The 26,874-nt window shown below is 59.6% G+C and carries 22 protein-coding genes; 8 read left to right on the plus strand and 14 right to left on the minus strand.

The features are described 5' to 3' along the window. Nucleotides 1-165: 165 nt before the first annotated feature. From PMI28_RS07395 to yaaA, 9 genes are all read right to left on the minus strand, one after another. Complete coding sequence (locus tag PMI28_RS07395; protein ID WP_007989935.1) at nt 166-1,287, minus strand: mannuronate-specific alginate lyase; 1,122 nt, start codon at nt 1,285-1,287, stop codon at nt 166-168. 8 nt (nt 1,288-1,295) lie between these two features. Then, the gene (locus tag PMI28_RS07390) at nt 1,296-2,744 is read right to left on the minus strand and encodes an alginate O-acetyltransferase (protein ID WP_007989937.1); all 1,449 of its coding nucleotides are present in this window, start codon (nt 2,742-2,744) and stop codon (nt 1,296-1,298) included. A gap of 10 nt (nt 2,745-2,754) precedes the next feature. Beyond that, nucleotides 2,755-4,344, minus strand: coding sequence for a mannuronan 5-epimerase AlgG (gene algG / locus PMI28_RS07385; protein WP_007989939.1), 1,590 nt, complete (start codon nt 4,342-4,344; stop codon nt 2,755-2,757). A gap of 26 nt (nt 4,345-4,370) precedes the next feature. Then, nucleotides 4,371-5,861: an alginate export family protein gene (locus PMI28_RS07380; RefSeq protein WP_007989940.1), complete on the minus strand. Its 1,491-nt coding sequence runs from the start codon at nt 5,859-5,861 to the stop codon at nt 4,371-4,373. Continuing rightward, entirely contained in the window at nt 5,858-7,363 is a 1,506-nt protein-coding gene (gene algK / locus PMI28_RS07375) for an alginate biosynthesis TPR repeat lipoprotein AlgK (RefSeq protein WP_007989942.1), read from the minus strand. The genes PMI28_RS07380 and algK overlap by 4 nt, the downstream gene beginning before the upstream one ends. 15 nt (nt 7,364-7,378) lie before the next feature. Then, a complete protein-coding gene (locus tag PMI28_RS07370) occupies nt 7,379-8,548 on the minus strand; it encodes an alginate biosynthesis protein Alg44 (protein ID WP_007989945.1) in 1,170 nt (389 codons plus the stop codon). Nucleotides 8,549-8,584: 36 nt separating this feature from the next. Then, a complete protein-coding gene (gene alg8, locus PMI28_RS07365; protein WP_007989947.1) occupies nt 8,585-10,066 on the minus strand; it encodes a mannuronan synthase in 1,482 nt (493 codons plus the stop codon). A 95-nt stretch (nt 10,067-10,161) separates the two neighbouring features. Next, on the minus strand, nt 10,162-11,478 hold the full coding sequence (locus PMI28_RS07360; RefSeq protein WP_007989949.1) for a nucleotide sugar dehydrogenase: 1,317 nt from the start codon (nt 11,476-11,478) through the stop codon (nt 10,162-10,164). 826 nt (nt 11,479-12,304) lie between these two features. Continuing rightward, the gene (yaaA, locus tag PMI28_RS07355; protein ID WP_007989950.1) at nt 12,305-13,084 is read right to left on the minus strand and encodes a peroxide stress protein YaaA; all 780 of its coding nucleotides are present in this window, start codon (nt 13,082-13,084) and stop codon (nt 12,305-12,307) included. A 267-nt stretch (nt 13,085-13,351) separates the two neighbouring features. On the opposite strand from yaaA, the gene PMI28_RS07350 reads away from it, so the two are divergent. The 6 genes from PMI28_RS07350 (at nt 13,352) to PMI28_RS07325 (ending at nt 18,691) form a co-directional block, all read left to right on the plus strand. Then, nucleotides 13,352-14,476, plus strand: coding sequence for a polysaccharide deacetylase family protein (locus PMI28_RS07350; protein ID WP_007989952.1), 1,125 nt, complete (start codon nt 13,352-13,354; stop codon nt 14,474-14,476). 336 nt (nt 14,477-14,812) lie between these two features. Further along, the gene (locus tag PMI28_RS07345; RefSeq protein WP_007989953.1) at nt 14,813-16,207 is read left to right on the plus strand and encodes a PhoH family protein; all 1,395 of its coding nucleotides are present in this window, start codon (nt 14,813-14,815) and stop codon (nt 16,205-16,207) included. A gap of 234 nt (nt 16,208-16,441) precedes the next feature. Continuing rightward, nucleotides 16,442-16,915, plus strand: a complete 474-nt coding sequence (gene moaC, locus PMI28_RS07340; protein WP_007989955.1) for a cyclic pyranopterin monophosphate synthase MoaC — start codon at nt 16,442-16,444, stop codon at nt 16,913-16,915. Next, nucleotides 16,912-17,154, plus strand: coding sequence for a molybdopterin converting factor subunit 1 (gene moaD, locus PMI28_RS07335; RefSeq protein ID WP_007989957.1), 243 nt, complete (start codon nt 16,912-16,914; stop codon nt 17,152-17,154). Before moaC ends, moaD begins: the two co-directional genes overlap by 4 nt. Before the next feature lie 3 nt (nt 17,155-17,157). Continuing rightward, nucleotides 17,158-17,610 (plus strand): molybdopterin synthase catalytic subunit MoaE, encoded by a 453-nt coding sequence (moaE, locus tag PMI28_RS07330; protein ID WP_007989960.1) that lies wholly within the window; start codon nt 17,158-17,160, stop codon nt 17,608-17,610. A gap of 304 nt (nt 17,611-17,914) precedes the next feature. Beyond that, complete coding sequence (locus PMI28_RS07325; RefSeq protein WP_007989962.1) at nt 17,915-18,691, plus strand: ABC transporter substrate-binding protein; 777 nt, start codon at nt 17,915-17,917, stop codon at nt 18,689-18,691. Nucleotides 18,692-18,804: 113 nt separating this feature from the next. On the opposite strand, the gene PMI28_RS07320 is transcribed toward PMI28_RS07325, so the two are convergent. The 5 genes from PMI28_RS07320 to PMI28_RS07300 form a co-directional block, all read right to left on the minus strand. Beyond that, entirely contained in the window at nt 18,805-19,446 is a 642-nt protein-coding gene (locus PMI28_RS07320) for a helix-turn-helix transcriptional regulator (RefSeq protein ID WP_007989964.1), read from the minus strand. A gap of 90 nt (nt 19,447-19,536) precedes the next feature. Beyond that, complete coding sequence (locus PMI28_RS07315) at nt 19,537-20,664, minus strand: NAD(P)/FAD-dependent oxidoreductase (RefSeq protein ID WP_007989966.1); 1,128 nt, start codon at nt 20,662-20,664, stop codon at nt 19,537-19,539. Between the two features lie 146 nt (nt 20,665-20,810). Continuing rightward, entirely contained in the window at nt 20,811-21,755 is a 945-nt protein-coding gene (locus tag PMI28_RS07310) for an ornithine cyclodeaminase family protein (protein WP_007989968.1), read from the minus strand. A 123-nt stretch (nt 21,756-21,878) separates the two neighbouring features. Continuing rightward, nucleotides 21,879-23,369 carry an ATP-dependent RNA helicase RhlB gene (rhlB, locus tag PMI28_RS07305; protein WP_007989970.1) on the minus strand — a complete coding sequence of 497 codons (1,491 nt, stop codon included), beginning with the start codon at nt 23,367-23,369 and terminating at the stop codon, nt 21,879-21,881. Nucleotides 23,370-23,467: 98 nt separating this feature from the next. Next, entirely contained in the window at nt 23,468-24,124 is a 657-nt protein-coding gene (locus tag PMI28_RS07300) for an alpha/beta hydrolase (protein WP_007989972.1), read from the minus strand. 467 nt (nt 24,125-24,591) lie between these two features. Between PMI28_RS07300 and PMI28_RS07295 the strand changes: the two genes are divergently transcribed. Beyond that, nucleotides 24,592-25,623, plus strand: a complete 1,032-nt coding sequence (locus PMI28_RS07295) for an amino acid ABC transporter substrate-binding protein (protein WP_007972676.1) — start codon at nt 24,592-24,594, stop codon at nt 25,621-25,623. A 65-nt stretch (nt 25,624-25,688) separates the two neighbouring features. Beyond that, nucleotides 25,689-26,870, plus strand: a complete 1,182-nt coding sequence (locus PMI28_RS07290) for an amino acid ABC transporter permease (protein ID WP_007989975.1) — start codon at nt 25,689-25,691, stop codon at nt 26,868-26,870. Nucleotides 26,871-26,874 lie beyond the last annotated feature (4 nt).

Raw genomic sequence — 26,874 nt, forward strand, 5'->3', positions numbered from 1 at the left:
AACCCCCCAAAAAAAATCTGGAGGGCAACACACATAACTAAGGTCTTGCACTAACCCTGTGGGAGCGGGCTTGCTCGCGAAAGCGGTGTATCAGTCGACATCATTGGTGAATGTCAGACCGCTTTCGCGAGCAAGCCCGCTCCCACAGGGGATCTGTGTTTGTCTCTAAGAACCCTTGCCCTTTTCATTGGCCGGGTCGTAGACCTTGGTCAGGTCACCGCCGAGGCGGAAGGTCTTGAACGGTTGCATCTTGTGCTTCTTCGCCAGCACCTCGGGCGAGCAGGTGTAGAGCGAGCAGTACGGTTCGAGCCAGGCGAATTTCATGTCCTCTTTCAAGTCGGTCATGTCCTGTTCCTTGCCGTTCTTTTTCTCGAACTGGTCCGGGTCTTTCACGCCCGACAACACCCGATCACCCAGGCGTTTGAGCGCGGCGTTGTTTTCCTGACGCAGATCCACACCGTTGACCTGGGCGAAACTGGCGATCATCGCCAGCGGCGGCAGGGCGTAGTTGTGGTAGGCCAGCGCCCGTTGCTGACGCTTGAGTTCGTTGGGCAGGTAGCCGTCGGCGTCGACCTGATTAGCGCCGACCTTGTATTCCTTGACCGCCCAGTCGAACAGGTCGCGGCGGTTGGTGGCGACGGAAGTGGCCATTACCGACCACGCCGCCCAGTACGAGTGATTGTTGGTCTGGTCAAGCGGCAGGTTGTCCCAGTCGCTGACCACCTGGTCGGCCATCTTGCTGAACCAGCCTTCGATCACTTGCGCTTGCTGTTGATGGGTGGCCAGCGGGTGGGAGTCGGAAAACTTCAGGCGGATGTACGCCGAAGCCATGCTGCCCAATGCCCATTTGCGCATCGATTTGCCGGTGTGGTTGAAGTCCTTGGACATCAGCGCGTCGGCCTGTGCCCAGGCCGTCAGCCAGCTCAACGTGCACTCCAGCTGTTCCGGGCGACCGTCACGCATGAACTGCATCACGCGCTTGCTGGTGCCGCGCTCGATCTTGGTGATGTCGGCGGTGCTCTCGCGGAAGGCTTTTTCCGACTGCACGTTCAGGGTCGCGCGGGCCTTGTCCGAACCTTCGTACTTGCTGCGAAATTGCAACGAGCCGGTGTACGGCGTCGGCATCGCATCGCAGCCTTCGCTGTTGTCGCCCGTCTTGAATTTATCCACAGGCGCAAAATAGCCCTGGGGTGGACGCAGTGGCGCAGCTGCTTGCGTGGCCCCGGCGAACATCGCCAGGCTCAAGAGCGTTGGTGCCAACAGTGTTGAAAATTTCGGATTGCGCATAGCAGACCTCATTGCCCGACCGAAGCAGTACGCTGTTCGGCGCCCGGGAATACGTTGCGTTTGCAGATTTTCGCTTCGACTTTCTGTGGCGCGGCACCGGCTTCGGGGCCCTGGACTTCAACGGCCAGCAGGTTCTGCGAAGCCCAGTCTTCGTCCGTGCGCAACTCGAAAGCGAAACGCCCGTCAGTCTCGGAGGTTTCCGGTTTGTCGATCTTGATGTCCTCGTGGCGACCGTTCATGTACCAGAGGGTGGCTTGCAGGGTTTTCACCGAGGTGTCGGCGAAGCGGATGTCAACCTGGTGGCTGCTGTTGCGCAGGTCCATGTTTTTGCTGTTGACCATCAACTCGTTTTTGCCCGGCTTGAGCGTGGCGCTGCCGGACATCTGCGCATCCTTGCCTTCGCAACCGTTGTCCAGCAGCGCCATCATCTGGCGGTAGATGGTTTCCTGGTCGAGGCGGTACAGCGGCGAGAATTCCCAGATGAGAATCTTCGGCGGGTTCTTCTGGAACTCGTCGCTGCCCAGGTACTGCAGCATCGAACCTTCGAGGCCGCCGCCGGGGAACGCCACGTTGAGAATGTCGGCACCGATGGCCTCTTCGAGGAAACCGGCGAAGTTGTAGTTCTTGCCACTGTGGGAGGTACCCACGAGGGTGATTTGCGGGTTGCCGGAGTCGCCGAACAGATCGCCGTCACCCGCTTCGCCCTTCGGCTCGGTGGTGAACTGATCCATGTACTGGATCGCATAGCTGGTGCCACAGAGTTGACCTGCCATGTTGTGCAACGTTCCGGTCTTGCCCATACGCCCCGACTTTTTGGTCTCGAATTCGCGCTTGGGAATGTCGGCGAATTCAGGCAATTGCTTGACCTTCTCGGCGACGATTTTCGCCGTGCGCTGGGCTCCGTATGGGGTCCAGTGCTGGTCGCCACGGAAGTAGAAATCGTGGGCGGGCAGGGTGTCGGGCAACGACTCGTTGGTCAGCGGTGACAGGTCCGGAACGACGTAGCCCATCTGCGCGAAACGGCCGAGCATGGACTTGTAGTTCTTCAGCGCCTTGTCGAAGTCGAAGCTGGCTTTCTCCGCCGGGTTGAGCTTGTTGCGGTTCACCAGGCCACGGGTCGGCTGGTACACGACAACCAGTTCCACACCTTTGCTCTTGAACGCATCGTGCAGTTGCTTCATGCGTTTGTAGCCGGCGGGGGTGGTGTCGAATTCGGTGCGCAAGTCTTCCTGCGTACGGAACAGCCAGTCGCCCTGAGCCTGCACCAGGGTGGTGAAGTTCTGCTGGTAGCGGGTGGTGTAGTTCTTCGGATCATGGGCGGCCGGGCACAGGCTGCAGCACGGCTCGGCGGAGAATTTCGGTGCTTGCACCTCATCGGCGCGCGCACCGGTGCTGGCCGCGAGAATGCCGGCGGTCAGGGCCGACAGGCTGAGTAATTTGATCAAGTGTGGGTGCATAAGATTATCCTCAGTCCCGCATTTCGGTCTGGCGTTCGACGGGGTCGATCAGCACGGCTTTCTGCTGGCGCACCAGCAGGTCGAGAATTTCATCCTGACGATCGCCGAGGATGCCGGTGAAGCTGATGCCGCTGGATTTGGTCGGCGCAAGCATCGACACGCGATACAACTCGACGCTCAGCGGCGAGTCGATGGACAGCGGCCCGCTGCCGTTGGCCGCCAGTTCACCGCCGACCACGATCAGCGACACCTGGGCGTCGAACGGGTCGAGCTTGATGTCACGGTCGGTGTTGCTCAGGTCCTTGATGTGGCCGTAGACGCCGGTCAGGCCGTTGGCCATAGCGACGTTTTCGTACAGGCGAATGTTCACGCTGTTACGAATGCGGATGCCGTGGCGCTTGTTGCTCAGAACGCGATTGCCCCACAGCAGGTTGTCGGCACTCTCGTAGAGGGTGATGCCGTCGGTGTGGTTCTGGTAGATCTCGTTGTGGGCGATCAGGTTGTTCACGCTGTTACGGTCGATCACCAGCCCCGAGAGGTGGTTGTCGTAGCTGCGGTTGTTGAAGATGAAGCTGTCGTTGACCTCACGGGAAATAATGATCCCGTGCTTCTTCTTGGTACCAAACACCGTGTTGTCGGCAATGATCAGACCGTGGGAGCGGTCATGCGGGTCGATGCCGTAGACGATGTTGTCTTTGTAGGTGTTGCCCTTGACCACGAAGTCGCGGGTTTCATAGCAGTAGAAGCCGTACCACATGTCCGAGAATTCGGAGCCGACGATCCAGCCGGTCGGCTCAGGGCGCTTGAGCACCTTGGCCATGTTCGGCGTGTATTGGGAAATACTCACGCCGTAGGACTTACTGTTGGCGTAGCCGAAACTGGCGATCTTGCTGTTGGCGATGTAGGTCTCGGTGCCGCCCCAGGACAGCAGGAATGGACGGAACTCCTTCGGCGAATTGAATGTCGCCGGACCGTTGTCCTTCTCGCGCCAGCCAGTGATTTTGGTGTCACGCACAAACAGCTGGCCGTCGTTGACCAGGAACGCACCGCCCTCCTGGGACAGGCGCAGTTCCTGGGTCTGCTTGTCGATTTCGAGGATGCCATGACGACCGACCACGATCGGCAACCGGGACAGGAACACGCCCGGCGAGGTTTCGCTGAAGTACTGCTTGGGGACCTTTTTCGCCAGGTCCTTGAGGTTCATGTAGCCGTCGTCGACGAAGATCGCCTGCGGGATGCCGTGCTGACGCACCACCCACTCGGCCATCTTGTTATCACCGCCGATGAAGTCCTTCAGGGCGTCTTCCTGCATCATCCGGCGCAGGCTGATCTTGCCCGGTTTGCTGCGCACGATTTTTGCCGCGATGGCCTCGGCTGTGTAGCCCGAAATGTCCGGCAATTTCGGCTTTTCAAGCTCCAGCGGTGCGGTTGGTGCGCTGCTGACGGTGTAGGTCTTGGCCTGTTGCAGTTCCTTGGCGATGGTGGCCGGCTTCGCCGGTTCCACTTTGGCCGGCTCTACATTGGCGAAGCCAGTCGCACTGGCCAACAGCATCGCGCCGGCCAACAGGCTGATCGAGCCTTTTCGGGCTGGATGATTCATCTGGGAGACTCCCTTCGCAATGTGCATCAGAAGCGCCAGATCACGTCGATGAACGCACGGTGCATGTACGAATCGACCTGACTGCCATAGGCATCGCCCGGCTTGAACACGCCGCCACGGAAGCGCACCAGGGCCGAAGGCTCGTCGATCGACTGGCTCAGTGCCGCCGGCAACAGGCCTTGCTTGAAGTACTTGGTGACCACCAGGTCCATCTCCTGGCCGAGGTCTTTCTCGCCATCGTTCAGCGGCAGGGACGTGGTGGAAAGAATTGCGCCGGTGGCATCGTCGGTGTTGTTTTCGACGGCGTTGATGCCATTGCTGCCGATCGGCTTGTTGCCGTCGACGCGCCAGAACTTGTGGTAGATCAGGCTGGCGTCGTATTCGTCGTTGAGCATCCACGAGCCGAACAAAGTCGCGGTCTGCATGTTTTGCATTTCGCCACGGAAGGCTTCGCCGAAACGGTGAACCCGCGAGCGCGTACCGGTGTAGTTCGAGCGGTTGCTTTCCAGACCGTTCTGTTCGTACTCGGCGCTGGCTCGGGCATAGGCGGCACCGACTTGCCATTGCGGGTCGAGGCGCAGGCGCACGCCGATATCGGTGGCCCAGCCGTTGAGGTTTTCACCGCGCTTGGCTTCGGCCGGCGACGTACCATCGGCGTTCAGCGGGTTGACCTTGTCGATGTCACCGCTCATGCCGGTGATGCTGCCCCAGTAATTGACCGTGTTGGTATTGCGCCAGTTATAGGCGTCGCTGTCGGCGGTCAGGCCGATCCAGCTGATGTCACCGTTCTGTTTTTTGTCCAGCGAATCAGCCGGCACACCCGGCTCCGGGAAGTCGAGCTTGCCGTTGTCATGGGTGTGATGACCGCGAATACCGACCCAGTTGCCCGGTGTCCACTGATACGACGCATCGGCGTAGGCGTGCAGGCGATCCTTGTCTTTCGGGGCGAGTTCCGTGAGGTCGGTGCGGTACTCGCTGAAACGTTCGGCGACCCCGACGTTGGCGCGCAACAGGGTTGTGTCGAACGTCCAGTTCAGGGCTTCGATGTTGGTGTCGCGCCATTGGCCGTCGGCGTTGTGCAGGCGTTGGCGACCGAGCTTCAACTGCTCGCCCGGATACGGCGTGAGTCCGCTGTAGCCGACCCAGAATTCGCGCATGGCCAGGTAGTTTTTCTTGGTCTTGCGATCACCGTTGTCGGTGGGTGTGGTGCCATCACTGGCGGTCCCTTGCAAGGTGTCCGTCTCGATGATGTCGGTGGCTGTCACGGCTTGCCCCATGGCATAGGCGCTCCATGCGCCGCTTTCGCCATAGATCCATGGACGCAAGTCGAGGCCGACGCCGTTAACGTCGCCACCGCTTTGGGTACCGAGGTCACTGTCGTCTTCGGATTGGCCGGTAACCTTCACTTCCAGGCCAAAGTTCTTGGTTTCTTCAGTCATCGCAGCAAGCGTCGGGCAAGACCAGATCAGCGCGAATGTCAGGCCGATGCCGGCCTTCATGAATGGATTCAACTTCATTGGGATTCCTCGCTGACTTCTTCTTGCAGGGTGTGCAGTTCCGGCGTGTTCGGGCTCAGGGCACCGCGCACGGCCTGTTCTTGTTTCAACAGGCGTTGGGCTTCGGCCAACCGGTCGGGCGGCAATTGCGTTTGGATTGTTTGCGCAAGCTCGGTGGCTTGCGGGGTGTTCTGGGCCAGGGCCAATTGGCTGAAGACGTAGGCGTTCAGCGGATCAGGCTTGGTGCCCTTGCCTTGGGAAAACAGTTGGGCAATGGCGAAGTCGGCGCTGTTCTGGCCGTTGCGTGCAGCGGTCAACAGATGGTCGAGAGCCTTCTGCGGATAGACCTTGCCCAGGTAGCCACGGCGATAGATCTGGCCGAGGTAGTAATCGGCGGCGACTTCGCGGCCGACGGCTTTCTGGAAGTGCGCTTCGGCGACCTTGGCGTCGGCCGGCACCAGTTTGCCTTCGAAGTAGAGCTTGCCCAGCAACAGCTCGGCGCGCGGCTGGTCGGCGGCGCGACCGTTGTCCAGGTACTTCATCATCTGGTCGACGTCGCCGAGTTCCGGGAAGTCGTAGAGCAGTTGCGCGAGGCTGACCCACGACGCCGGGTAGCCCGGTGCGATCGGTTCGAGCAGCGACTGCGCGGTTTTTTCGTCGGTCTTGCCCAGGGTCGAATCGGCGAGCACACGGGCGACGCTGTCGACGCGCTGCGCCGAAACGCTGCCGCGTGCATGGGCTGCTTGCATCTGCTTGATCAGCTCTGCCTGCTGCTCTGGCTTGGCCTGTTTCTGGTAGACCGTGGCCAGTTCGACGTAGCAGATGTCGCTGGTGTTGAGCGCGGCCTTGCAGATCTTTTCCACGTCATCCAGATGCTGGTCGTAGGTGCCCTGGGTGCGATAGAGCAGCACCTGCGCCAAACCGGCTTCCGGTTTGTTTTCGGCACGCCATTGGCTGATCTGCTGCTGCGCATTCACGTTGGGAAAGCTGTGCGGGTATTGCAGGTACAGCATCGCCAGCGGGATCAGCGTGTTGCCTTCGCCCGCGGCGGCGGCTTTTTTCAACAGGGTTTCGGCTTCGTGGTGCTCGGCTTCAGTGGCGCCGGGCTTGGCCACCAGCAGGCGACCGAGGCGCGCCTGGGCACGTGGCGAAACGCTGGCCGCGGCGCGGTAAGTCGCCTCGGCCTGTTTCATCTGCGCCGGGTCGCGGCTGTCGACCTGGATATCGGCCAGGCCGACCTGCGCTTCGCTGTAGCCCAGGTCTGCCAGCTGCCGGTAGTTCGCCGCAGCGGTGGCGGTATCGCCGCGCTTGAGCGCTTCGTTGGCCAGGCGCTGGTCGGGTAGGCCGGCGCAACCGGCCAGGCTCACCGCCAATGCCACGGCACACAGAGAGCCCATGTGGGAGCGGGCTTGCTCGCGAAAGCGGTGTGTCAGCGAGCATTGATTCTGAATGTTCAACCGCATTCGCGAGCAAGCCCGCTCCCACAGGGGATGTGGTGTGTTCAGAAAGTTTGGAGTCGTCACAGGCATGTCCTCGACTTAAAGACCGACAGCCATGGCTTTGTCGATCAGCCAGTTCAGGTTCGGGCCACGGTCGCTGCTCACTTCCGCCGGGCGGCCGGCGAGGGAGCTGTCCAGGGTTTCGTCCGGCTGGATCAGCACGCGGATGTCCGACGACAGGTCGGCGCTTTTCAGGCTGGTGCTGCTGACGATCTTGCCGGTGCGGCTCTTGTCCTCGCCGGCGATCTGGAAGCGCACCGAAGTACCCGGGCGAACGTCGCCGAACTGGCGATAGGAGAAGCGTGCTTCAACATTGGCTTCGCTGTTGCGTGGCACCAGTTGGAAGATCACGTCGCCCTTGCTGGCGTACTGACCGTTGGCGACCATTTGCTGGGCCACGGTGCAATCGCAAGGCGAGGTCAAGGTACCGGTCATTTGCTTGCCGAACAGTTCTGCAACCTTGGCCGGTTGCAGTTGGTCTTCGTCCAGATGGCCCTTGAGCACGTCGAGCATGCTGGTGCTGAAGGTCGCCAGCGGTGCGCCTTTGGCGGCCACGCCGTCGGCTTTCACCAGGCTCTGCACGGTACCGTCGCGGGGCATGGTGATGTTCACGCCCGGCACGCTGACCAGACCGGCCTGGGCATGGCTGACGAAGTACATGCCGTACACCGATTTGAAAACAAAACCGAAGGCGGCCACACCAACCACGAAGATCCCCAGGCTGAAAGTCACGGCTTTCATGCGCCCGAACGCGGACATGCCGTGGCCGCCGTCCTTGACCTTGCGCGCCTTGGTGAAGTTGTCGCGCTGCAGGGTCGCCAGCATTTCACCCACGCTGACGATGTCGCCCGCCAGGTGCGAAGTGATCAGGTGGCGCAGGGTCGAGATGTCCCGTGGTTCCAGGTTCTGGAACTGGCAGCCGGCGCGTCCGGTCTCGCGATCAAAGGAGCGGACTTGCAACTCGACGTCCATGGCCAGGCCGAGGTTGTCGATGACGAATTGCAGGCGAGCCTTGTACACGTCGCCGATCTTCAGTGGCAATTGACCGGCATTGAACGCCAGGCCACCGGCGGACAGGTCGATCACCCGGGCTTCGACCGGTGTCCGGTCAGGGCCGAAGAAGCGCAACTTGGCCGGGATTTTTACGCGGGCGTGTTGGCGCTGGGCTTCGGATTCGTGCACTACGTTGGCGTTGACGGCGGTATTCATAAAGGCGATTTCCTGGTTAATTCAATAAGGGGGCGGTCAGACCATCAACAGCAGCACGGCGACAAAAATGCTGCCGGCAGAGAAGGTCATGGTCCGAGACGACCAGGTGTTGAACCAACGTTGAAAGCTGGCGAGATCACGGGTCAGGTGGGTGGGCTGGCGGGTCCAGGATTGTTGGTCGAGGCGGAAGAACACGTAGATCTTCACCAGCGCGCCGACGATCTGGTTGTAATAGAGAATCGCCGGGTAGGCCGGGCCGATCCGGTGTCCGGAGCACGATAGCAACAGGGTCAGGATGAACCGGGTGATGCCGATCCACAGCAGGTACACCAGGATGAACGCGGTGCCGTACTTGAAGCTGGCGATCAGCGCCACGGTCAGGCCCAGCAGCGAGGTCCACATCGACACGCGCTGGTCGAACAGCACCACCGAAGTGAACACGCCGAGGCGTTTGATCCCCAGGCCCAGGGCCCGGGAGTTCTGCCGCAGGTTGTTGCCGTACCAGCGGAACATCAGTTTGCGGCTGGCCTTGATGAAGCTCTTTTCCGGCGGGTGTTCAACGGTGTTGATCGCGGCATCCGGCACGTAGAACGTGTCGTAGCCCAGGCGCATCAGGCTGAACCAGCTCGATTTGTCATCGCCGGTAAGGAACTTGAAGCGACCCAGGCGCCAGTGTTGCAGCGAGTCGCTTTCCACGTCGGCGATGAAGTCCGGGTTGGTGACCACGGTGGCGCGGAACACCGACATGCGACCGGTCATGGTCAGCACGCGCTTGGACAGGGCCATCGAGCACATGTTGATGTGGCGCTGAGCGAAACGCAGCTTGTGCCATTCGCTCATGATGTAGCCGCCGCGCACTTCGCAGAATTCGTTGGTGGTCAGGCCACCGACGTTGCCGAACAGCTGGAACCACGGCACGGTCTTGAGCACCACGCCTTCGCCGAGCACGGTGTCGCCATCGATCACTGCAACCACGGCGCGATCATCCGGCAGGTGCCGGGAGATGGCGCGGAAACCATAGGCCAGGCCATCGCGCTTGCCGGTGCCGGGAATGCGCACGAAGTCGAGCTTGACCCGGGCCGGTGGGTTCATCCGGTTCCACAGGCTTTTGACCAGCAGCTCATCGGACATTTCCACGATGGAGCAGACCACGGTGGTCGGCAGGCCGCAGTCGATGGCTTCGCGGATCACCGAGCTGTAGACCTGCGCGGTGGTCAGGGCGTCGATACGGAAACTGGTGACCATCAGGAACACGTGGGACGGGTCAGCCGCTTTGCCCAGCTTGCGCACTTTGCGCCGCAGGTGCGGGTAGACGATGTACAGAAAAATCATGCCGCGCACAAAGTGTGTGGCACCCATCGAATAGCGCCAGATACCCACGGCGCCAATCAGGAAAATGAAGTCCTTCGACTCGGAGTCGAACGTGGACACGGGCAACGCCATGGCGAGGCCCATCAGTAAACTCAGGTAGAACAGCCAACCGGCGGCCTGGAGTAGGCCGTGTTTTAGCCTGTGCATAATCGGAATCCTAAAGTCAGTTGCAAGCCCCAAGCTTCAAGCCCCAAGCGAGGAGCTTTGAACTTGCGGCTTGGAGCTTGAAGCTTGCGGCTGCCTTACCAGCAGATACCTTCGGCCCGGCTATTGGTGCTGGTGGCCTTGGACATGAAGCCAACCAGGTCAATCACCTGCTTGCCTTGTGGAACGTCCTGCACCAGAGCGCGGAACTTCTCGTCGCGGTTGCCGAGGATGATCACGTCGGAGTTGTTGATCACCGCGTCGAAGTCGGCGTTGAGCAACGACGAGACGTGCGGGATCTTCGACTCGATGTAGTCCTTGTTGGCACCGTGAACGCGGGCGTACTCGACGTTGCTGTCGTAGATGCTCAGGTCGTAGCCTTTGCCGATCAGCATTTCCGCCAGGTCGACCAGCGGGCTTTCGCGCAGGTCGTCGGTGCCGGCCTTGAAGCTCAAGCCCAGCAGGGCGACTTTGCGTTTGTCATGGCTGGAAACGATGTCGAACGCGTTCTGCACCTGGGATTCGTTGCTGCGCATCAGCGAGTTGAGCAACGGCGCTTCCACGTCCAGGGAACCGGCGCGGTAGGTCAGGGCACGCACGTCCTTTGGCAGGCACGAGCCGCCGAAGGCGAAGCCCGGGCGCATGTAGTACTGGGACAGGTTGAGGGTCTTGTCCTGGCAGACCACGTCCATCACTTCGCGACCGTCGACGCCGACCGCCTTGGCGATGTTGCCGATTTCGTTGGCGAAGGTGACCTTGGTGGCGTGCCACACGTTGCAGGTGTACTTGATCATCTCGGCGACCGCGATGTCCTTGCGGATGATCGGTGCGTCGAGCTCTTCGTACAGCGACTGCAGAACGTCGCCGGACGCTTTGTCGAATTCGCCGATGACGGTCATTGGCGGCTGGTCGTAGTCGGCAATGGCGGTGCTTTCGCGCAGGAACTCAGGGTTCACGGCCACGCCGAAATCAACACCGGCCTTTTTGCCGGAGCAGTCTTCGAGAATCGGGATGACCACGTTGGCCACGGTGCCCGGCAGCACGGTGCTGCGCACGACGATGGTGTGGCGGGTGGATTTGTCACGCAGGACAAAACCGATTTCGCGGCACACCGCCTCGATGTAGTTCAGCTCCAGATCGCCGTTCTTTTTGCTCGGCGTGCCCACGCAGATCATCGACAGATCGGTGTCGCGAATCGCCTCGGCGAAGTTGGTGGTACCGCGCAGACGACCGGTCTGGATGCCCTGGGCCAGAAGTTCGCCCAGGCCCGGTTCAACAATCGGCGATTTGCCGGCATTGATCATATCGATCTTGTCTTTGGCCACATCGACGCCGACGACGTCATGACCCCGTGCAGACAGGCAACCGGCACATACTGCGCCGACGTAACCCAAACCAAAAATGCTGATGCGCATCGCAATTACCTCTCTGTTATCAAGCCTGTATTCATCAAGCCATTAGATGGCCGGAGTTAATGGTGTTCAGCGGTGATAGTGCACTCGCAAGTACGCCTTACAGGCGCAACGATGCCGCGTGCTGGCATATAAGTTACGAGTGTCTAAATAAATGCACTCAAGGTGTGCGTAACTAGGCCTTGTTATTATAATTTGCCCTGTTATGCAGCCGATCCTCCTTTCAGGGGATGCAGGTGCAAAAAGGTCTTGCACGCTTGATCTCGGGCCGAAAGCCCGTGGATCAAGCGGTTGGGTGCTCGGGTGAGCACGTTTATAGGGGCGCTGCCGTGGCCTTGTAGGGGATAGTCATACCGCTTTATCTCCTGTCCGCTTGCTGTTGTCCAAATCAGTGATTAGTCAGCGCAAGTTAGTATTACAACTTCGCTACAAGAATCGCTTATCTGCGTAAGTTATCTCGTACACGCTCGGCGAGAATCGTTACGGGTGGTATGAGCGGCGCGTTTTGACATAGTTCCAGTCCGCCCATCGTGAAATCTGAAATTTTTTGAAATATTGAGAAAGATGGCACTGCTCTCAAACTGATAGCACTTGCCGTTTCGCCCTTTATATATAGGCAGATAATTGGGGCGGATACTTTTTTGCCACTATGGGAAAATTTTTTCAGTGCCACTACTGAAAAAAAAGATCGAAGTCGAGTGAAACTAAAGTTAAGAAATAGAGTGGTGATTTTTTGGCGCCATAAATATGGCGAAAAAGGCGGGGAAGTCTGAAGTGAATCCAAGGTCGGCGCACGAGAGTTGTGGGAGTCGTGCGCCGACTGGATGCATCACTCTGGTGCGTGATCGCGCAGGAATACCAAATTGTCCGGTTTGGACTGCTCGGCGCTGTAGCGATAACCCTGAATGTCGAATTGCTTGAGGGCAGCCGGATCGTTGATGCGTTCTTCGATGACGAAGCGACTCATCAGGCCGCGGGCCTTTTTCGCGTAGAAGCTGATGATCTTGTACTGGCCGTTCTTCAGGTCCTTGAACTCGGTATTGATGATGCGTGCGTTCAGGGCGCTGCGTTTGACCGCCGAGAAATACTCGTTGGAGGCCAGGTTGAGCAGTACGTCGTCGCCTTGATCGACCAGGGCTTCGTTCAGCCATTCGCTGATGCGTGTACCCCAGAACGCATACAAGTCCTTGCCCCGGGCGTTGGCCAGTCTGGTGCCCATTTCCAGGCGGTAGGGTTGCATCAGGTCCAGCGGGCGCAGCAGTCCGTACAGGCCGGACAACATGCGCAGATGCTGCTGGGCATAGTCGAAATCGGCCTCGCTGAAGGTTTGTGCATTCAGGCCGGTGTACACGTCGCCCTTGAAGGCCAGCAGTGCCTGCTTGGCGTTTTCCGGGGTGAACGCGGGCGTCCAGCTGCCGAAACGAGCGGCGTTGAGCCCGCCGATCTTGTCGGAGACGTGCATCAATTCGCTGATTTGCGCCGGCGTCAGCTCGCGCAATTGCAGGATCAGTTCCTGGGAGTGGTCAAGGTACTGCGGCTGGGTGAAGCGCTGGGTCGCCGGCGGTGTTTCATAGTCGAGGGTCTTGGCGGGTGAAATCACCATCAGCATGAAGTCGTCTCCTTTAATCGTGGCGGCGATTCTAGGGGGTTGTCGTCGTTGACTCCAGCTATGGCATCCATAGGTGATGGCCGGTGGTCATGCGCTGAACCTGTGGGAGCGGGCTTGCTCGCGAATGCGGTGTATCAGTCGACATTTTTGGTGAATGTCATACCGCTTTCGCGAGCAAGCCCGCTCCCACAGAGGTTCAGTGTTGCTGCGGGAGTTGTGTCTGGATCAGCTATAGTGCCGCGCGGGTTTTGTTATGGAGACATCCCATTGCGTATTGTTTTGCTCATCTCGGCCTGGCTACTGAGCGTCGCTGCCATCGCGGCACCGGGCGATGTGGCGACGCTTGATCGTAGTACCTGGCCAGAAAAACTCGGCAACCCGACGCTGTTCGACGTGGCGTCGAGGGCTGAGATCCTGATGTTTTCCAGTGTCCTGTTGGCCAGCGAGTCGCTGGATGAATCCGCCCTGGCCCAGCGCCTGGGCCTGCGCAAGATCAATCTGGAGTCGGTCAACCGGGTTCGCCAGCGCATGTGGCAACGGCTGCTGGCCAACTACAACTTCGCCCAACAGAGTTGCGACCAGGATGCCTCGTTCTGTTTTCTGGTCGAAGACATGCCCACCTTGCGCGAGCAAGCTGCCAAGTTTCAGGTCGGTGCAGACAGCTACTACATCAAGTGGGCCGAGCCGAGCCGTGTGTTTCACACCCAGTACCTGGACGAGCAGTTGCGCAAGGCCGCGCTGTTCCCGCAAACCAGCAGCGAAGTCGATCGTTTTGGCGACTATGAGCGCACCGGCGACGAGATGCATGACCGGCTGTTTCTGCTGAGCTTCGACAGCGCCGCCAACGCCGTGCCGGATAACACCGCCTGGGTCACCGAGTACCTGCGCAAGTCGAACATGAGCGGGACATTCTTCGTCCTCGGCAAGGACATCCAGGCCCGGTTGGCCGGACATTCGGTGAGTGAGCTGCAAGCGACCTACTCAACCCAGTGCATTGGCGTACAAGGCTGGGAGTTCCGCTCCCACAGCCACTGGCAGGACTGGCAAGACTCGGTGCGCCGCAGTGCCGAACTGGTCAAAAGCAAACTGCCGGAGAACTACGTGCCGCTGTTCCGTCCGCCTGATGGCCAGCGCCGTTCCGATGCCGAAAGCTTCTTCAAGACTCAGGGTTTGCAGGTAGCGCTGTGGGACATCGACGCCCAGGACGGCGCCGGCAAACTCAAGGGCAACCCGAGTGCGCAACGGGTGCTGACCCTGATGCTGCTGTGGCGGCACGGGGTAATCAATTTCAACGTGAAGCAGGATGGGGTGAAAACGGCGTTGCCGTGGCTGGTTACGCAAACGGCGCCTGTCGGGATCGGCTGGGAAGATTGCCAGGATGCGTTTCGCTGAAACGCCCAGACCCAGTAAACGTTGGGTTTTTGGCGATTTTGCAGGGGAATTCGGTGCAGGTGGACTTCCGACTGTAAACGGGTGATGGCAGTCCGCCAAGTGCTATTGGTCATTCTGAAAAATAAACTTCAAAAAAGCGTCAAAGTACTTTTTTCTGTCACACGTTTTGGAGTATTACGAAGACAGACCGCCGAAACCTGCAACACAGGTGGCGTCTCCCAAGACCCAGCTATGCAGGCAGAACACTTGAGTCCCCGCAGGTGTATTCGGCAGTCACTTCGAGGCGCAGCACCGCCAAGGTATTGCGTCGACTGGCTCCCACAAAGGTGACCGAGTATGGATGATCACGGACGTAGCTCTTCTTCCAACCAGCCAATCCTTTATGTACTCGATACCAACGTATTGATTCACGATCCAAACGCGCTGCTTAACTTCGAAGAACACCACGTCGCGATCCCGATGACCGTGCTTGAGGAGCTCGACAAGCTCAAGAGCGGGCATCACAGCGTTGCTGCCGAATGCCGCCAGGCCATCCGCCTGATCGACAAGACCCTGGGCGATGCCTCACCCGAGGACGTCGAGCAGGGTGTGCCGATCCAGCGTGGCAAAAGCGGACCCAAGGGTTTGCTGTCAATTCTGATGAGCAAGCATGCCGAGCCGAACCTGATTCTGCCCGAGCACCTGAATGACAACAAAATCATCAACCAACTGATCGATCTGCACGCGCGCGACCCGAAGAAGCCCGTGGTGCTGGTCACCAAAGACATCAACATGCGCCTCAAGGCGCGCGCCTGCGGGATCGCAGCCGAGGATTACAGTACCGACCAACTGGTTGACGACGTATCGCTGCTGCCCAACGGTTATCACAACATGACCGGCTCCTTCTGGGATCGTGTGAGGAATGTCGAAACCCGTCAGGACCATGGCCGCACCTGGCACCAGGTGCAGTTGATCGACAACCTGCCGGCGGTGCACATCAACGAGTTCATCATTGATGAACAGGGCTTTGTCGGCTGGATCAAGGAGATCGAAGAGGACCGGTTGCTGATCCTCGACCTGCACCAGGAACCGCTGCTGCACCAGGAAGCCTGGGGCCTGAAGCCGCGTGATATCTATCAGAGCCTGGCGTTGTACGCCTTGCTCGACCCGGATATCCACCTGGTCAACCTGTCGGGTGCCGCGGGTTCGGGTAAAACCATCCTGGCGCTGGCCGCTGCGATCGAGCAGACCATGGTCAGCAAACGTTATCGCCGCATCATCGCCACCCGCAGCGTGCAGGGCCTGGACCAGGAAATCGGCTTCCTGCCCGGCACCGAGGCGGAAAAAATGGAGCCGTGGCTGGGCGCCATCACTGACAACCTCGAAGCCTTGCACATGGATGACGAAAGCACCCATGGCAGCGTCGACTACATCCTCAGCAAAGTGCCGTTGCAGTTCAAATCCCTCAACTACATCCGGGGCCGCAGCTTCCAGCAGAGCCTGATTTTGATCGACGAATGCCAGAACCTCACGCCGCACCAGATGAAAACCATCATCACCCGTGCCGGCGCCGGTTCCAAAGTGGTGTGCCTGGGCAACCTGGCACAGATCGACACCCCTTACCTGTCCGCGACCAGCTCCGGGCTGACCTACCTCACTGAACGCTTCAAGGACTTCCCGAACGGGGTGCACATCACCCTGCAAGGGGTACCACGTTCGATCCTGGCCGAATACGCCGAATCGCATTTGTAACTGTCCACCGAAACCGGGCGGCCCAACAGCCGCCCGGTTTTTTGTGGAAGTATGAAAAACCTGTGGGAGCGGGCTTGCTCGCGAAAGCGGAGGATCAGTCACCCATGCATCGACTGACCCGCCGCTTTCGCGAGCAAGCCCGCTCCCACATTGGTTTGTGGTGGGCCGACAATCGTGCGTGCGAAAAATTGACCCACAGGTTTACAATCGATGCTCCTGATCAGGAGTAAATCCGTGCTGACTCATCTCGATTCCCAAGGTCGCGCCAACATGGTCGACGTCACCGAAAAAGCCGTGACGTTCCGTGAGGCGACGGCCCAAGCGCTGGTGCGCATGCTGCCCGAAACCCTGCAGATGATCGTCAGCGGGGGCCACCCCAAGGGTGATGTGTTTGCCGTGGCGCGCATTGCCGGCATCCAGGCTGCAAAGAAAACCAGCGATCTGATTCCCCTGTGCCATCCGCTGATGCTGACCGGTGTCAAGGTCGAGCTCAGTGCCGAAGGCGACGATTCAGTGCGCATCGTGGCGCGCTGCAAGCTGTCCGGACAGACCGGCGTCGAGATGGAGGCCCTGACTGCCGCCAGCGTCGCCGCACTGACGATCTACGACATGTGCAAGGCCGTGGACCGTGGCATGAGCATCGAAAGTGTGCGTCTGCTGGAAAAGGTTGGCGGCAAGAGCGGTCATTTCCAGGCGGAGCAGCCATGAACGTGACCGTGAAGTTTTTCGCCCGTTATCGTGAAGCGCTGGGGCTGGACTCGGTGAAGGTTCAAGGTGATTTCGCTACCGTCGACGACGTCCGCGCACTCTTGGCCCAGCGTGACGGTGCCGAGGTGTTGAGCGAGCAGAACCTGATGTGCGCCCGCAACGAAGACCTCTGCCAGCTCGACGAGCCGGTCAGCGAGGGCGATGAAGTGGCGTTCTTTCCGACTGTGACCGGAGGCTGAGCCATGGCCATTCGCGTGCAGTCCACAGCGTTCGATCCGGGGGCTGAAGTCAACGCCATGCACGACGCCAATGTCGGTGTGGGTGCAGTGGTGAGTTTTGTCGGCTACGTGCGCGATTTCAATGACGGCCTGGACGTCGCCGGGATGTTCCTCGAACATTATCCGGGCATGACCGAAAAGGCCCTCGGCAAGATTGCCATCGAGGCTGAACAGCGCTGGCCCTTGCTCAAGCTGGAAGTGTTGCACCGTATAGGCGCCCTGGAACCGGGCGAGCCGATTGTCTTCGTTGGCGCCGCCAGCGCCCATCGTCAGGCGGCATTCGACGCCTGTGCCTTTGTCATGGATTACCTGAAAACCCGCGCACCGTTCTGGAAGAAAGAAAACACCAGTGACGGACCGCGTTGGGTCGAGGGGCGTGACAGTGATCATGCGGCGGCGGATCGCTGGAAGCAGTAACTCCTGCGGCGTTCTCAAGTCAGCCTTCGCGAGCAAGCCCGCTCCCACAATGGATTTGGTTGAATACAAATTTTGTGTACGACACAGAACCTTGTGGGAGCGGGCTTGCTCGCGAAGGGGCCATCTGACTCACCCAATACCTTGCAGAACCACCACCCGACCACCGGCCGGCACGGTCTGCATTTGCCTGATTGACGACCAATACATAAAAGTCCAAGATGGAATTATAAGTACAAAAAATTTCCACCCGCTTCAGCTTTTTCTTCTGTCTTGCCAAACCAACAACAACCGCGAGAAAACGAACATGAAGAAGTTCCCCCTCATCACCGGTCTGGCCTTGAGCCTGTTGGCGTGCAGTTCTGTGTTCGCCGCCGAGAAAACCTTGCGTATCGGCATCGAAGCCGCGTATCCACCGTTCGCTTCGAAAACCGATAAAGGCGAGATCGTCGGTTTCGACTACGACATCGGTAACGCGCTGTGCGCGCAGATGAAGGCCAAGTGCGTGTGGGTCGAAGGCGAGTTCGACGGTCTGATTCCTTCCCTGAAAGTGAAGAAAATCGACATGGCGCTGTCGTCCATGACCATCAATGAAGACCGCAAGAAGTCGGTGGACTTCACCCACAAGTACTATTTCACTTCGTCACGCCTGGTGATGAAGGATGGCGCGGTGGTGGATGACCAGTACGCCAGCCTCAAGGGCAAGACCATTGGCGTGCAGCGCGCCACCACCACCGACCGTTACGCTACCGAGGTGTTCGAGCCCAAGGGCATCAACGTCAAGCGCTATAGCAACAACGAAGAAATCTACATGGATCTGGCAGCCGGTCGCCTCGATGCGATTTTTGCCGACACCATTCCGCTCAATGACTTCCTGTCGATGCCGCGTGGCAAGGGTTACGCCTTTGTCGGGCCGGAGCTGAAAGATCCGAAGTATGTGGGCGAGGGTGCCGGGATTGCCGTGCGCAAGGGCAACACCGAGTTGGTCAGCGAGCTGAACACGGCCATTGATGGCATTCGCAGCAGTGGCGAGTACCAGAAGATTTCCGAGAAGTACTTCAAGTCGGACATCTACGGCGACTGATAGTCCGCTTTCGCGAGCAAGCCCGCTCCCACAATGGACCTGTGTTTGCAGATCCAGTGTGGGAGCGGGCTTGCTCGCGAAGAGGCCAGATCAGACAGCACAAGCCTAAGGGCCTAGCCCTTCAATTCCTTCAAATGCTTGTACACCGTCGCCCGCCCCATGTTCAGCACATTGGCCACATAGTTCGACGCACTTTTGCCCTTGAAGGCGCCTTCGGCGTGCAACGCCAGCACCAGCTCACGCTTGTGGTCGCGGGTCAGCAGATTCAGGCTCAACTGACGTTCGCGCAGCCAGGCGTGGAGGAAGGTGTTGATCCGTTCCTGCCAGTCATCGCGAAACAGTGAGTCCGGTTGCGGGATCAGCTTGGTCGGCGACAGGAACAGATCCAGAGCGGCCTTGGCATTCTCGAACAGCGAAATATTCAGGTTGATGCACAGCACCGCCAGCGGATGACCCTCGCTGTCGCGTAGCACCGTGCTGAGGCTGCGAATCTTCTGACCATCCCAGTTGAGCTTTTCGTACGGTCCGATGTTTCGTTCGCTGACATCGTCGCTGAGCATGTCTTCCAGCGCCGAGTCGTCGCCGATTTCCCGCTTGGACAGGTTGTTGGCGATGTAGTCGACCTTTTGCGTGCGCAGGTCGTGCAGCACCACTTCGGCGTGGGGAAAGAACAGCGTGGCGATGGCATCGGCGATCGCCCGGTAGTTATCCAGCGACGTGGTGTCCGGGGCGGAGTCTTTTTCGGGGGCGTTCATACAGTGGAACTCCAGGCAGCGTCAGCGCCCCATCAAAGGGACGCTGAAAGTGTGCCGTAATCGTGGGGGCACGTCACCTGAGGATCAGGATCAGCCGAGGCGGGCGGGGGAGAGCATTTCGGCACTCAGGCCGAAGCGGCCGAGCGACTCGGGCAACGCTGCGCCACGTACCAGTGCCGCGCTGGCCTGGCCCATGGCGGGCGAGGTCTGGATGCCATAACCGCCTTGTGCCGCGACCCAGAACAGCCCCGGCACCTGTGGATCGAAGCCGGACAGCAAGTCGCCGTCGCTGACGAAGCTGCGCAGGCCGGCCCAGGTCCGGGTCGGGCGGCGAATGCTCAGGGTGGTGGCTTCTTCGATCTGGTAGATGCCCATGGCAATGTCCAGTTCTTCGGGCTGCACGTCGTGAGGTTCCACCGGGTCGGCGTTGGCCGGCGAGCCGAGGAACATCCCGGCGTCGGGTTTCATGTAGAAGGATTCGTCGAGGCTGACCAGCATCGGCCAATGGTGGATGTCCACGCCTTCGGGGCCGGCGAAGATGAACGCGGCACGGCGTTTTGGTTGCAGGCCCAGTGGCTTCGCGCCGGCCAGTTCGCCGATCTTGTCGGCCCAGGCACCGGCGGCGTTGATGATGATCGGTGCGCTGAACGTCTGGCTGCTGGTCTGGACGTGCCATGTACCTTGGTCATCGCGGCTCAGGCTGACCACTTCGCTGTCGGTGTGTACTTCGCCCTGATTGCGGCGGATACCGCGTAAATAGCCCTGGTGCAGGGCATCGGTGTCGATGTCGCTGGCGGTCGGATCGTAGATGGCGCCGTGGACTTTTTCCCGGCGCAGGATTGGCACCCGCTTGCAGGCCTCGTCGGTGCTGAGTAATTGCATCTCCGGCACCGTGGTTTTGGCGCTCTGATATTGCCTGTTCAATTCGTCCGGGTCACCGGTGAAATCCACAGTCATTTCGCCGCGCGGGGTCAGCAATGGGTGTTCGCAGAAGCCGCTGGGCGGGTTGTCGAAAAAGTCCCGGCTGGCCAGGGTCAATGCCCGCACTTGCGGGGTACCGTAGGCTGCGGTGTACAGCGCGGCCGAACGACCGGTGGAGTGATAGGCTGGATGGGATTCGCGTTCGAGCACGATCACGCGGCCATGCTGCGACAACCAGAAACCGGTGGAAGCGCCGGCAATCCCGCCGCCGATGATGATGAAATCTGCCTGGCTCATGAACGTCTCCTGTGAAGCGCGATGCTGAAATTGTAGTAATCCCCTGTGGGAGCGGGCTTGCTCGCGAAAGCAGTGTGGCAGTCAACATCTCAGGTGAATGTCAGACCCTATTCGCGAGCAAGCCCGCTCCCACAGGTTTTGTGGTGTCAGTGCGATAGGTGGTAGATGGCATTGGCCAGCGCAATGTCTTCCAGGCCCAGGCCGATGGAGCGGAAAAACACGTGGCGATCGTAATCCGGGCGCTGGACTTTTTCGCTGAGCAGGTCCGGCAGGTCGCCGACAATCGCGCTCCTGTCCCAACCGTGCTGCTCGGCGGCGATCAGCATTTCACCGGCCGAGCCCGGGGTGGTCAGGCGATAGTCGCAGAACACCTGCATGTCGTTGAGGCACTGCGGCGGCACTTCGTGGGCGCGCGGCGCGTTGGTGCTGATGGAGGTGATCAGCGCCGGTTTGCGCAAGCTCGACGGATCGATCACCGGACCGGCGGATGAGGTGCAGAGCATGATCACCTCGGCGTCCTGCACGGCGGCTTCGCGACTGTCGACGATGTTCAGGCGTGGCTCGATGTTTTTCAGCAGGCTCACGGTCTCGGCATCTTCGCTCAGGCTCGGCGAGTACAGGTTGATGCTCTGCCAGTCGCGCAGGCCTTTCACGTAATGCAGGTGCGCCTGGGCCACTTTACCGCTGCCGATGATGGCCAGGCGATTGGCCTTGAGCGGCGCGAGGGCATCGACGGCCACAGCCGTGGTCGCAGCGGTGCGTGCCGTGGTCAATTCGCCTGCATCGCACAGCAACAGTGGCTGGCCGGTTTGCATCGACATCAACAGTGTCCACGCCGTCACCAGCGGTCCCTGTTCTCGGACGATGTACGGCGACGTCTTGATCCCGTATACGCCGTCTTCAGCCAGCACGCCCAGGTAGTTGATGAAGTCGCCGGCGCCCTGGGGAAATTCAACCAGTTGTTGTGCCGGTTGCACGGCTTGCCCGGCCGCCAGGTCACGAAACATTTTGCGCAGGATCTGCGGCACGTCGACCTGCGCCAGTAGCTCGCGAGCCTGGGCTTGGGTGATCACTTGGGGCGTACTGGACATGGTCGGCTCCGGAGCTGGAAGTAAACTAATTTGTCTATTATGGACTTTTAGTTGTATCTAACAATATCCGGGCGAAAAAAAAGCGCAGTCCGTTTCCGGCTGCGCTTCCTCTTGCTACGTCACTCAGTGCGGACGCTTGCGCTCCACCGCCCGCAACAGATGCGTCGGTGGTGTTTCACAGCTGATCTTGCGCCCCAGTTTTTCCTCGATGGACGGTAACTGGTAGGAGTCGTCTTCACCGGCAAAGCTGATGGACACACCGTCGGCGCCAGCACGACCGGTACGCCCGATGCGGTGCACGTAGTCGTCCGGCACTTCCGGCAGGGTGAAGTTGATCACGTGGCTGATGCCGTCGATGTGGATGCCGCGACCGGCCACGTCGGTGGCGACCAGTACGCGGATCTTGCCTTCGCGGAAACCTTCCAGGGTCTTGATGCGCTTGTGCTGCGGCACGTCGCCGGACAGTTGCGCGGCATTGATGCCGTCGCGCACCAGGCGTTCTTCGATGCGCCGTACTTCATCCTTGCGGTTGGCGAAGACAATCACCCGCTCCCAACCATTGTCGTTGACCAGGTTGTAGAGCAGTTTGTACTTGTCGGCACCGGCCACGGCGTAGATGTGCTGTTCGACGTTTTCGTTGGCCACGTTCTGCGACTCGATCTCGACGATCGACGGGTCGGTGGTCCATTGCTTGGCCAGGTTCATCACGTCTTCGGTGAAGGTCGCCGAGAACAGCAGCGTCTGACGCTCGGCCTTCGGCGGCGTCTGGCGAATGATCTGGCGCACTTGCGGGATGAAGCCCATGTCGAGCATGCGGTCGGCTTCGTCCAGCACCATCACTTCGACCATGTCCAGATGCACGTCGCCGCGCTGGTTGAAGTCCAGCAGGCGGCCCGGCGTGGCCACGAGGATGTCGCAGTGGCGGGCTTCGAGGTGCTTGAGTTGCTTGTCGAAGTCCATGCCGCCGACGAACGTCATGACGTTGAGGCCGGTGTACTTGGTCAGGTCGGCAGCGTCCTTGGCGATCTGCACCACCAGTTCGCGGGTCGGCGCGATGATCAGCGCCCGTGGCTCACCCATGTAGCGCTCTTTCGGCGGCGGGGTTTGCAGCAATTGGGTGATGATCGAGATCAGGAACGCAGCGGTCTTGCCGGTACCGGTCTGGGCGCGGCCGATGGCGTCTTTGCCCGCGAGGGTGAAGCCCAGCACCTGGGCCTGGATCGGCGTGCAATACGGGAAGCCCAGGTCCTGGATGGCGTGCATCAGTTCAGGGGCGAGTTTGAAATCGTGGAAGCGGGTTTTGCCTTCCTGGGGTTCGACGACGAAGTCTTCGAGTTTCCACGGGATGACCGGCGCTTTGGGCTTGGGTTCGCGACGCGGTTTGGCGGGTTTCGGCGTTTCGCTGAGTGGCTGCTCCGGGGCTGTTACTTCCGCAGGCTGGGCAGCTTTTGCGGTCTTCGGCTCATGCTTGGGTGCAGCAGCGGGGGCGGCCCGTTCAGGCTGATTACCGTCGGTGCGGTGGCCGGGAGCGTGAGACGCAGGGCTGGGAACTGGCGCGAGTTGCTCAGTCTCGCTTTTACCGAACATTTTCTTGAGTGCTTTGAGCACGGTCATCTCATCAATTGGTTAAGGAATGTACGCCGGCCAGTGTAATGCAAGAATCAGGCGCGGCGTAGTGGGATGGATCAAAGGGCGCTTTTAAACAGGAATGCTTAACGCAAACGCTCGGCGAGCCATGTGCCGATGTCGCGAATTTCTTCGGGTAACACTTCGTGGCCCATTGGGTATTCCTGCCATGTCACGGTGACACCACGCTGCTTCAAATGCTCGTAGGCGCTGCGTCCCATCGAGTTTTGCACCACATCGTCGTATTGGCCGTGCATCGACAGTACGGGAATGCGCTGCTGGCTGGCGGACAGTTCCAGTTCATTGCTGAAGGTTGGTGCATAAGTAGAAAGGGCAATGATGCCACCCAGTGGTCCCTGCCATTTCAGAAATGCGGTGTGGAATACCACGGCACCGCCCTGGGAAAAACCTGCCAGAAAGATCCGCGAGGCGTCTATTCCGCTGGCGCGCTGCGTCTCAAGCAGTTCGATAATCCAGTTGGCCGACTCTTCGAGTTGTTCGCGATTGATCGCGCGTGCCGGGCTCATGGCCAATATGTCGTACCAGCTCGGCATCTCGTAACCGCCATTGATGGTCACGGCGCGGCTCGGTGCCTGGGGCAAAACGAAGCGGGTGCTCAGCAGGCTTTCCTGTAGCGCTTCGGCCACCGGCAGGAAGTCATAGCGGTCGGCGCCCAGGCCATGCAGCCAAATGACGCAGGCGTCTGCGGTCTTGACGGGTTCAAGAATCAAGGGGTTGGTCATGGCTGCTCCAATGTTGTGCGCGCGCGCTCATTAAGTGCGTGATCCAAGTGCGCGTCTGGTTGATCCGTTAAGAAGATGTCGCAAGGGTACAAGTTTTGCTATTGACCTGCTGCTGAACCGCTTTAGTAGGCGGTGTGGTACGAGCTTTGCTATGGGGAAACGGTGCAACCCATCTCGCGCCCGGCGGTAACACTATCAGTGTACTGCCGACTGTGGGATAGCAATGAATCCGGTGATGGATGTTCGCCAATGGCCGCTACGGGGCTTAGCGAACGTGAAAGGGCTACAGCCCGTTCGGCCGACTGGTGAGAGTGAGTTTTCCATGACGTGGATTTTCTCCTACTAGACTCAAAGCTAACGTCTTACGTCGGTTGACCCCAAAACAAGCCAACAAGGGTCAACTACGCCTCAAAAGGGTGCGACAGGACTCACGCTCCGACACAACAAGAGCAAAACTGGAGGTTTGAATGAAGATGTTGAAATCCACCCTGGCTATCGTGACTGCAGCCGCGGTACTCGGTGTCAGCGGGTTTGCCCAGGCGGGCGCAACCCTGGATGCAGTGATGAAGAAAGGTTTCGTGCAGTGTGGCGTCAGCGATGGCCTGCCAGGCTTCTCGGTTCCGGATTCCACCGGCAAAATCGTAGGTATCGATGCTGACTACTGCCGTGCAGTAGCGGCTGCCGTCTTCGGCGACGCGACCAAGGTCAAGTTCAGCCAGTTGAACGCCAAGGAGCGCTTCACCGCGCTGCAATCCGGCGAAATCGACATTCTGTCGCGCAACACCACCATGACCAGCTCCCGTGATGCGGGCATGGGCCTGAAATTTCCTGGCTTCATCACTTACTACGACGGCATCGGCTTCCTGGTAAACAACAAGCTGGGCGTGAAAAGCGCTAAAGAGCTGGACGGCGCGACCATCTGCATCCAGGCCGGTACCACCACCGAACTGAACGTTTCCGACTACTTCCGCGGCAACGGCCTGAAGTACACCCCGATCACGTTCGACACCTCCGACGAGAGCGCCAAGTCGCTGGAATCCGGTCGTTGCGACGTGCTGACCTCCGACAAATCCCAGCTGTTCGCCCAGCGCAGCAAGCTGGCTTCGCCGAAGGACTACGTGGTTCTGCCGGAAACCATTTCCAAGGAGCCTCTGGGCCCGGTCGTGCGTAATGGTGACGACGAGTGGCTGGCTATCGTGCGCTGGACTGGCTACGCCATGCTCAACGCTGAAGAAGCCGGCATCACTTCGAAGAACGTAGAAGCCGAAGCCAAGGGCACCAAGAACCCAGACGTTGCCCGTCTGCTCGGCACCGACGGTGAATACGGCAAAGACCTGAAAGTGAAGAAAGACTGGGTCGTGCAGATCGTCAAACAAGTCGGCAACTACGGCGAAGTGTTCGAGAAAAACCTCGGCAAGAGCACTCCGCTGGAAATCGACCGCGGGCTGAACGCTCTGTGGAACGCTGGCGGCATTCAATACGCACCACCAGTGCGCTGATGGTTCTATCACCCGGTGGGCCAACCACCGGGTGATGTTCTGTTCCATTATTTCCGGGGCACTTCATGCAAAATTCAATCGGCGCACCAAAGCAGAGGCTCAGCCTCAGCGATCCACGAGTGCGTGCGTGGGTATTCCAGATCATCACGATTATCGGGGTGGTCTCGCTAGGCTGGTTTCTGTTCGACAACACGCAAACCAACCTTCAGCACCGGGGCATTACCTCCGGTTTCGACTTTCTTGAGCGCAGTGCCGGTTTCGGTATCGCCCAGCACCTGATCGACTACACCGAAGCGGACACTTACGCCCGGGTGTTTGTCATCGGCCTGCTCAATACCTTGCTGGTGACCTTCATTGGCGTGATCCTGGCGACGATCCTGGGGTTCATCGTCGGTGTGGCGCGGCTGTCGAAGAACTGGATCATCGCCAAGCTGGCGACGGTGTACGTGGAAGTCTTCCGCAACATCCCGCCGCTGCTGCAGATCCTGTTCTGGTACTTCGCGGTGTTCCTGACCATGCCGGGGCCGCGCAACAGCCATAATTTCGGCGATACCTTCTTCGTCAGCAGCCGTGGCCTGAACATGCCGGCGGCGTTGATGGCGGATGGCTTCTGGCCGTTTGTGATCAGCATCGTCGTGGCCATCGTCGCCATCGTGCTGATGAGCCGCTGGGCCACCAAGCGCTTCGAAGAAACCGGTGTGCCGTTCCACAAGTTCTGGACCGGCCTGGCGCTGTTCCTGGTGATCCCGGCCTTGTGCGCACTGATCTTCGGTGCACCGCTGCATTGGGAAATGCCGAAGCTGCAAGGCTTCAACTTCATCGGCGGCTGGGTACTGATCCCGGAACTGCTGGCGCTGACGCTGGCGCTGACCGTTTACACCGCGGCGTTCATCGCCGAGATCGTACGTTCGGGCATCAAGTCGGTCAGCCACGGTCAGACCGAAGCGGCGCATTCGCTTGGCCTGCGCAACGGCCCGACCTTGCGCAAGGTGATCATCCCGCAAGCCTTGCGCGTGATCATTCCACCGCTGACCAGCCAATACCTGAACCTGGCGAAGAACTCCTCGCTGGCGGCCGGTATCGGCTATCCGGAAATGGTCTCGCTGTTTGCCGGTACGGTGCTGAACCAGACCGGGCAGGCGATCGAGGTGATTGCCATCACCATGAGCGTGTACCTGGCGATCAGTATCAGCATTTCCATGCTGATGAACTGGTACAACAAGCGCATTGCGCTGATCGAGCGGTAAGGAA

The sequence above is a fragment of the Pseudomonas sp. GM48 genome, from assembly GCF_000282335.1.
In the GTDB taxonomy this organism is placed as follows: Bacteria; Pseudomonadota; Gammaproteobacteria; order Pseudomonadales; family Pseudomonadaceae; genus Aquipseudomonas.